General features: G+C 45.2%; 9 protein-coding genes and 1 pseudogene. 9 read left to right on the forward strand and 1 reads right to left on the reverse strand.

Translation table 11 applies throughout. The features are described 5' to 3' along the window. Nucleotides 1-235 (forward strand): annotated as a pseudogene (locus tag WG89_RS32955) (hypothetical protein); the annotation flags it as partial. Between the two features lie 223 nt (nucleotides 236-458). Continuing rightward, complete coding sequence (locus WG89_RS17230; RefSeq protein WP_062268373.1) at nucleotides 459-695, forward strand: hypothetical protein; 237 nt, start codon at nucleotides 459-461, stop codon at nucleotides 693-695. A gap of 23 nt (nucleotides 696-718) precedes the next feature. Here WG89_RS17230 and WG89_RS17235 read toward each other — a convergent pair whose 3' ends face one another. Beyond that, nucleotides 719-1,456, reverse strand: a complete 738-nt coding sequence (locus WG89_RS17235; RefSeq protein WP_062268374.1) for a hypothetical protein — start codon at nucleotides 1,454-1,456, stop codon at nucleotides 719-721. 145 nt (nucleotides 1,457-1,601) lie between these two features. On the opposite strand from WG89_RS17235, the gene WG89_RS17240 reads away from it, so the two are divergent. The 7 genes from WG89_RS17240 to WG89_RS32200 all read left to right on the forward strand — a co-directional run. After that, nucleotides 1,602-2,105: a GNAT family N-acetyltransferase gene (locus WG89_RS17240; RefSeq protein ID WP_062268375.1), complete on the forward strand. Its 504-nt coding sequence runs from the start codon at nucleotides 1,602-1,604 to the stop codon at nucleotides 2,103-2,105. Nucleotides 2,106-2,364: 259 nt separating this feature from the next. Next, entirely contained in the window at nucleotides 2,365-2,664 is a 300-nt protein-coding gene (locus tag WG89_RS17245) for a DUF2845 domain-containing protein (RefSeq protein WP_172806842.1), read from the forward strand. Between the two features lie 91 nt (nucleotides 2,665-2,755). Then, nucleotides 2,756-2,899 (forward strand): hypothetical protein, encoded by a 144-nt coding sequence (locus WG89_RS30405; protein ID WP_153301651.1) that lies wholly within the window; start codon nucleotides 2,756-2,758, stop codon nucleotides 2,897-2,899. Nucleotides 2,900-2,947: 48 nt separating this feature from the next. Beyond that, nucleotides 2,948-4,333: a TldD/PmbA family protein gene (locus WG89_RS17255; protein ID WP_062268378.1), complete on the forward strand. Its 1,386-nt coding sequence runs from the start codon at nucleotides 2,948-2,950 to the stop codon at nucleotides 4,331-4,333. Continuing rightward, complete coding sequence (locus WG89_RS17260; protein ID WP_062268379.1) at nucleotides 4,333-5,676, forward strand: TldD/PmbA family protein; 1,344 nt, start codon at nucleotides 4,333-4,335, stop codon at nucleotides 5,674-5,676. Before WG89_RS17255 ends, WG89_RS17260 begins: the two co-directional genes overlap by 1 nt. 402 nt (nucleotides 5,677-6,078) lie before the next feature. Then, nucleotides 6,079-6,807: a hypothetical protein gene (locus tag WG89_RS17270; protein ID WP_062268381.1), complete on the forward strand. Its 729-nt coding sequence runs from the start codon at nucleotides 6,079-6,081 to the stop codon at nucleotides 6,805-6,807. A gap of 29 nt (nucleotides 6,808-6,836) precedes the next feature. Next, a partial coding sequence (locus WG89_RS32200; protein WP_062260605.1) for a transposase occupies nucleotides 6,837-7,005 on the forward strand: 169 nt, incomplete at its 3' end.

A 7,005-nucleotide genomic window follows, 5' to 3' on the forward strand; every position in this document is an offset into this window, starting at 1 on the left:
CAATCATTGGGCGGTGGAGAATAATCTGCACTGGATTTTGGACGTTGCATTTTCAGAGGACGCATGTCAGATAAGCACAGGAAATGGGGCTGAAAATTTCTCCATTCTGAGACGGCTTGCGCTGAACGCTATCAAAGCCAATAAGGGAAGTCGCAGTATCAAGAGTCACCGGAAGCTAGCAGGGTGGGACCATAAGCACCTGAAAAAGCTGCTTTGCTCAGTCGTTCTGAATTGATGCAATTGCCCTGTCCTCTTGGTCTCTTAGGCCACTTCATCTTCATTGAATGTTTTTATATTGTCAGTGCTATTTGCCGAATCTATACGACATTAACAGTGCTTTAACAACTTCTGGTAGAACATCTACAGATAGGAATGACTCAGTTGAGTAATATGCACTCATATTATTTCTGTATTTCAAGGGCTTCCTGAATAAAGAGTCTTTTGCAAAGGAGAAAACAATGAAAAAAGTGCAATTCTTCACCAATGGAGAGGTGACAACCTATCTTGATCAATATTCCAGAACCTACCTGGAAGAACAGAGTCAGCTTCTGAATCAGGGGTTTCTTACAATTGGCGAAGTTGTTGAAGCTGAGGATGTTGCTGAAGCATTTCATATTCATCACCAGAGCTATGGCAATGAATTTAAAGAAATGTCTTTTCTCAGCATTTTGGGTGGTGTAGCGGCGGCCATCTAGAAGAAAAGAAAATGAAGTGGTTTTTATGGGCTGGCTGTTTCGGATTCTGCCAGTGCCTTTACCACCACTTCCTGCACATTGGGAATAGCTTCCCCTTTGCAGTAGCGTGCCTGGAGGTCATACGCCATTTTTTCCATAGGTGCGTTGCGGTAGCCGCAAGCCTGAACTTCTCCTATGTATCTTTTGAGAAAACCCATATCGCCCAATGCTTTCCATTGACAGATATGCACCAGCTCATGAAAATGATTGCTCAGGTTATGCAATGCTTTCCTTCTGATGAAAAAAGTGTCTTTGTAACTGATGCCGTCCAGATCGGGGTGAGCAAACAGTTGTCCAAAGCCAGCCAGTGCTTTTGTTTGGGGTCTGGGGATATCATCCACAATCACGTAATAACTGTTCATTAGCAGTTCGGTAGGGAAGTAGGCTGCCATGGACGAGAGGCCTATGCATGAAGCTCTTTTGTGCCGGTGTTCATCAATCAGAGTATCAATCCACTCGTTGTAGGTATCCAGAAAAGCTTGTTCCCATTTCCGGGTAATCTCTGGGGAGGGGTCTTTGACTGAGATCTCTCGGGTTCTGATGCCTCGCACCATTTTTTCTTTCATGGATTGGCCGACCGCAGCCAGCATATAGGACCTTTGCTCCTGGTTTTCAGGCTCAATAGGGCCCTTAGGGGACTCCAGGGCTATCTGGGTCAACTGATTAAGACCTGTAGCCTGGGTTTGTCGAATAGCGAGATATGAGAGTCCTTCCTGGTTCATAGCTTGATGTCTTCATCCTGAAAGATCGTATTGACTTAGACAATAGCCTCAACCGAAAAGTTCCATTTAACAGTCTGGTGGCACTGAAGCATTGATAGGCTTTTTGGCTAAATACAGAGCTTTTTATTCATCAGGAAATAATAAAATGAAAAATTCTCTTAATCTGAACGCTGTCAATAAGCTGGCTGAGCTGGATCAGTTTTGGACGCTGTTTGACGTTTATATCAATGAGCTGGCAGCCAACGCCTCCCAGGGCGATGAATTTGATCTTGAATATTTTTATTCGGATGCACACAGAGGCGATATAACGTTTCTTCTCCAAAGAGAAAAGAACCCCATAAGAATACACTTTTTCGAAGAAGGGGAGGTTATCCTGGGCTTTATCATGTACATGACTAATTTTGATGAAGATAACATGTGCTATCTGATGGAGTATTACATAAAGCCAGAGTATCGAACTCAAGGTTATGGTAGACAGTTTTATGAAAAGTCAGAAGCGCATATCAAAGATGAAGGTGCTTTGAACATTGAGCTGACCCCTACCAATGACAAGAATGCTGAGTTCTGGACTGGGTTGGGTTTTGTGAAGTCCGATGATAGAGATGAAGACAACAAGTTCTTCTACAGGAAGTCTCTACAGGGTGAATGACAACTCTGAAAAACTTTTCATAAGACTAAACGATGCTTGCTGATCGTCAGCCAGTTTACAAATCTGTGTGAGTGAAGAGGCGATTCTTTGGTAATCGATTGAGAGTCCTGTGAGGTCTGACTCAGTAGTGATATGCTCATGCTCTATAGATAGGGAAATCTTCAGGTGTTTATGAAGGGCTCATCCTTTTTACCTGATTCAGGACACCGTTGGTAGAAACAGGAATTTAACAACACTCCATTTCATGTTGAGAGGACCAGTGAATAAAATCGTTCCCTCACTTGTCCTCTCATTAGCAGTGGCATTGCCAGGTACTTCCTATGCCATGCGCTGTGGCACCCACCTGGTTCAGAAGGGAGACTTGAAGTATGAGGTCTCTTCCAAATGCGGTCAGCCGGAATACCGGGAGTCAACGGGCTATATTGATGAAGAAAGACGAGGTAAACGCATCAAGGTACTGAGCCTTGAAGAGTGGGTGTATAAAATCTCCAGCAGTTATTATCGCCTGGAGTTCAAAGGGAATGAACTGGTCAACATTGAGTCCAGGGGCCGAATTTAACAAGAATCGACTATCCCTCCTGATTCCTTCAGCCATCACGATTCCAGCCAGATTTTCATCTGGCAGACCTGATGGCTCTCTCCGGATACGCATGACAAGTGACGGGCATATCGATTATGGTAACAATGTTGCCGCTCTGTCGCAGATATCAAGTGACCCGATACGGGTCAATGATCTTCAGATGGGTACTGAAGTCTGTGCCAAAAGCATGGGCTGGTATCAATTCAAACCCTGAAAATAACATCCTATAAAATGGGTACTAAAGACCAGACAAGGAGCAATAATGCTGAACCCTGTTACTGCCAAAGCAGTGATTGATCACGCCCTGTTTATGGGGGCGGATTTTGCTGAACTGTTTGTAGAACATCACCAGACCAGCAGCGTACAGCTGGTGTCAGGCGAAGTTGACAAGATTAACTCGGGTATCGATTTTGGTATCGGTATTCGCCTGTTCTTCGGCCATAAAATCCTCTATGGCTACACCAATAGCGCTGACGAGCAGGAATTGAAGCGAGTCACTGCACTGTTGGCCGCTAAAGATCAGCGTGACCAGATCGCCAGTGCCGGTGCCCTTAATCTCAATAAATTCCAGGATCACCACCCTTGCATTCAGGCTCTGAGCCAGAGCACCAACCTCGACTCCAAAATTGCTTTCCTGCGTCAGGCTGACGAAGCCGCCAGAAAACAAAGCGAGAAAATTGTCCAGTTTATGGGCAGTGCCCTGCAGCGCGAGCAGCGTATAGAGATCTTTAACTCTGAAGGTCTGCACATTGGCGATACCCGCCATTACACCCGTTTTGCAGGCAATGCTGTCGCTCAGGAAGGTAATGAACAGTCTACCGGTTTTGAAGCCCCCGGAGCTCTGACTGGCTGGGAGTTAAATGAACAGTTGGATGCCAAAGTGCTGGGCGAACAGATTGCCAAGCAGGCTTTGATCAAACTGAATGCCGACGCCTGTCCTTCCGGTGAAATGCCGGTGGTGATTGGTAATGGTTTTGGCGGTGTTATTTTCCATGAGGCCTGTGGCCATTTGCTGGAAACGACATCCGTCGCCAAACAGGCTTCTGTTTTCCACGATCAGATGGGTGAGATGATTGCCAACCCGGTTGTTAGCGCAGTGGACGACGGTACTCTGGGTAATAAATGGGGTTCCATCAATATCGACGATGAAGGTATGGCTACCCGCAAAACCCAGTTGATCAAAGACGGTGTTCTGACCAACTTCATGGCCGACAAAATGGGCGCATTGAAGACAGGTTTTGAAAGAACAGGTTCTGGTCGTCGTGAAAGTTATAAATACGCGCCAGCCTCCCGTATGAGAAATACCTTTATTGAAGCCGGTGACAGTTCGCTTGAAGACATGATATCCACCATTGAACGTGGAGTTTATGCCAAGAAGATGGGAGGCGGATCGGTTCAGCCGGGAACGGGTGAGTTCAACTTTGCCGTTCAGGAAGCCTATCTGATTGAGAACGGTAAGATCAGCAAGCCACTGAAAACCGCCACTCTGATCAGTACAGGGCCCAAAGTGTTGAAAGAGATCAGCATGATTGGTGCCGATCTGGATTTTGCTGCGGGCATGTGTGGCTCGGTTAGCGGCGCTGTCCCTACAACCGTGGGTCAGCCTGCTCTCAAGGTAGACAAGATCACAGTGGGAGGTGGTAACTGATGAGCGAACAGTCCAAATTGCAGCAAGCCATTGAGCACGTCTTGAGCGCCGTGCAGAGCAAAGGTGCCCAAGCCGACGTCATTGCCAGCAGCAGCAACAGCTTCTCCCTGAAAGCCAATAAAGGTGAGCTGGACGAGTATAAAGTGACTTCCGGACAGGTCATTGGTGTTCGTGTGGTTCAGGATCAGCGAGTGGCTACCAGTTACTCGGAATCTCTGGAGCCTGAAAGCCTGGATCAGATGCTCAACAATGCCCTGGACAGTGCCCGTTTTGCCAAGGTGGATGAGCATCAACAGATCAGCTGTCTGAACAGCAATATCAAGTCCGATCTGGAAGAAATTAATCAGCCGGATACTGTGTCTGTTGATGACAAAATTGCTTTGGCTCTGAGCCTTGAGCAAGGTGTGACCAGTAAACCTTACGAGCCCAGTTCTCCCTATAACGGCTATGGCGAATCAGAAAGCCAGCTACTGATCGCCAATACCCAGGGGACATTCTGCGAGCACAAAGAGCGGTCTTTCAGCTGTTATGCCTATACCTTGCTGGAGAAAGACGGCAAACAATCAATGGATGGCGCCTCTTCCTGTGGAAGAAGTTTTAGTGAACTGGATTCAAAGTTCTGCATCGACCACGGCTATGATCTTGCTTTTGATTTGCTGGAAGGCGAGCCAGTCGCCACCGGCAATTACAGTGTTATCTTTGAAGTAGACGCCTTGAGCAGTCTGTTCGGTGCTTTTGGCCTTTGCTTCTCCGGTGTCAGTGCCATGAAAGGGGTAAACCCCTGGAGAGAAAAACTGGGTCAGTCAGTGGCCAGCCCTTTGTTTAGCATGACCGATAAAGCCTACGTCGAAGGTGGTATGAATATCTGCGCCTTTGACAGTGAAGGCTTTGCTGCAAAAGACAATCAATTGATCGAAAAGGGTGAATTGAAGACTCTGCTACATAATAGTCACACTGCAAAAGCTCTGGATGCTGAAAGCACAGCCAGTGCTTCCCGTGGAGCCAAAAGTAGCCTGGACGTATCGCCACGTCATAAGGTTATTGCTGTGGGCAGTTCAAGCAGTGCCGAAGTGACCGGTGGTGAGTACCTGGAACTGGTCGATCTGGCGGGTGTGCATTCCGGAGCGGATGCCATCAGTGGCGACTTTTCATTTGGTGCTTCCGGTTTCCTGTGCAGAGACGGTAAACGCGTTCAACCCGTTCGTGGTATCACCGTAGCAGGCAACTTCTATAAGATGCTGAATGAGATCGACGCTATGGGATCGGTACTGGAGACTTCCCAGTCCCGCAACTTCTATTCTCCTGTGATTCGTTTTGCTCGTTTGAGTATTGGTGGGAAATAGGCTGAAATTTAACAGTCTGCAGTAAACAGTTAGGGAGTCTCTGAGAGGCTCTCTAACTTCTGATAAGAATAAAATAATAATGAATAAGATATGTTAAATAATCTTGCTGAGCATAAACGGGCTGTGTATCTCACCGCAGGTATTATGTTTCTGATAAGTCTTTTCATGAGTGTAGATATTCAAACTCAGGAAGAGCCTGGCCACGTTACTGTCAAGGCGATATCACTGTTTGGTCCTTTTATTATTTTGCTCTGCTCGCAGGCTTTGAAAAGATGCAGGGGGCAAATCTCTCGTCCTATGATCTACAGTATTTCAAGCTTGATCATTATTGTATCTGAAACTCTTATTACTAAATTAATGTCTGGTTAATAATAGAAAAATTTAATTTGTTAAGGTCGTATAATGAAAAAAACAATAGTGCTTTTAATGGTGCTTTTTCTGTCTGGTTGTGTGAGTAATGCTTCAAAGAAAGTATCAGAAAGCTCTAGTAAGCCAGCTAAGTCTCCTTCTGAAATTAATAAATTATTCTTAGCAGCTAATAAAACTGCCTGTATGGATAGTGAGAGTGTAAATGAAAGCTATTGTGTTTGTGTTAGTAATACTCTAGCAAACATTGTTCCTATGAGTCTGAAAGAGTCAACACTTAATAGTAGCTTTAAAACGAATGCTAAGCTTGCAGGAATAATGATCGCGAATGGACCAAAGCTATCAGATTGTGAAAAATACAGCGATAGACCAAAAGCCCCAGATGATGTGCTTATAACAGAGGTTGCTAAAAAAGTACTATCTGAAAATAAGAACAATGTTTTGACCCCCCAAAATAGAGAAGACATTAATCCAACCTTAGAACTTGGGTATCAATTTGCTATGGTCCCATATGATGTTGAGTCTCCAGCAATGTATTTCAGGAGACTAACAAAAATAAATGGTGATGATTTTTATTTCTCAACTGTCAATAAGGATGAAACAATTGATCAGTTAAATAAATACCTCTATGTTTTTGGTAAGGAATATTATTTGAGTAGAGCGGGGGAATATAAAGCTTCTAACCGTGATGAATGCCAGTTTATCATTGGTGAGTGTGAGTATATTTCTAGGGAACCTGCGAATAAGTCCCTGATCATGAGATAATAATCTCAGCAGCTTGATCAGAGGTAGTCATGGACCAACAACTCTCTTTTTCCGACAGTGAATTCAGCCAGAAGCGACGCAGAACTCGTAGGGAAATTTTTCTTGAAAGAATGGAGGTTCTGATTCCATGGAAACGCTTAGAGGCCGTAATCGAGCCCTATTACCCTAAGCGTGGCAACGGAAGACCTCCTTATCCTC

Origin of the sequence: Endozoicomonas arenosclerae, assembly GCF_001562015.1 — a bacterium.
Lineage (GTDB): Bacteria > Pseudomonadota > Gammaproteobacteria > Pseudomonadales > Endozoicomonadaceae > Endozoicomonas_A > Endozoicomonas_A arenosclerae.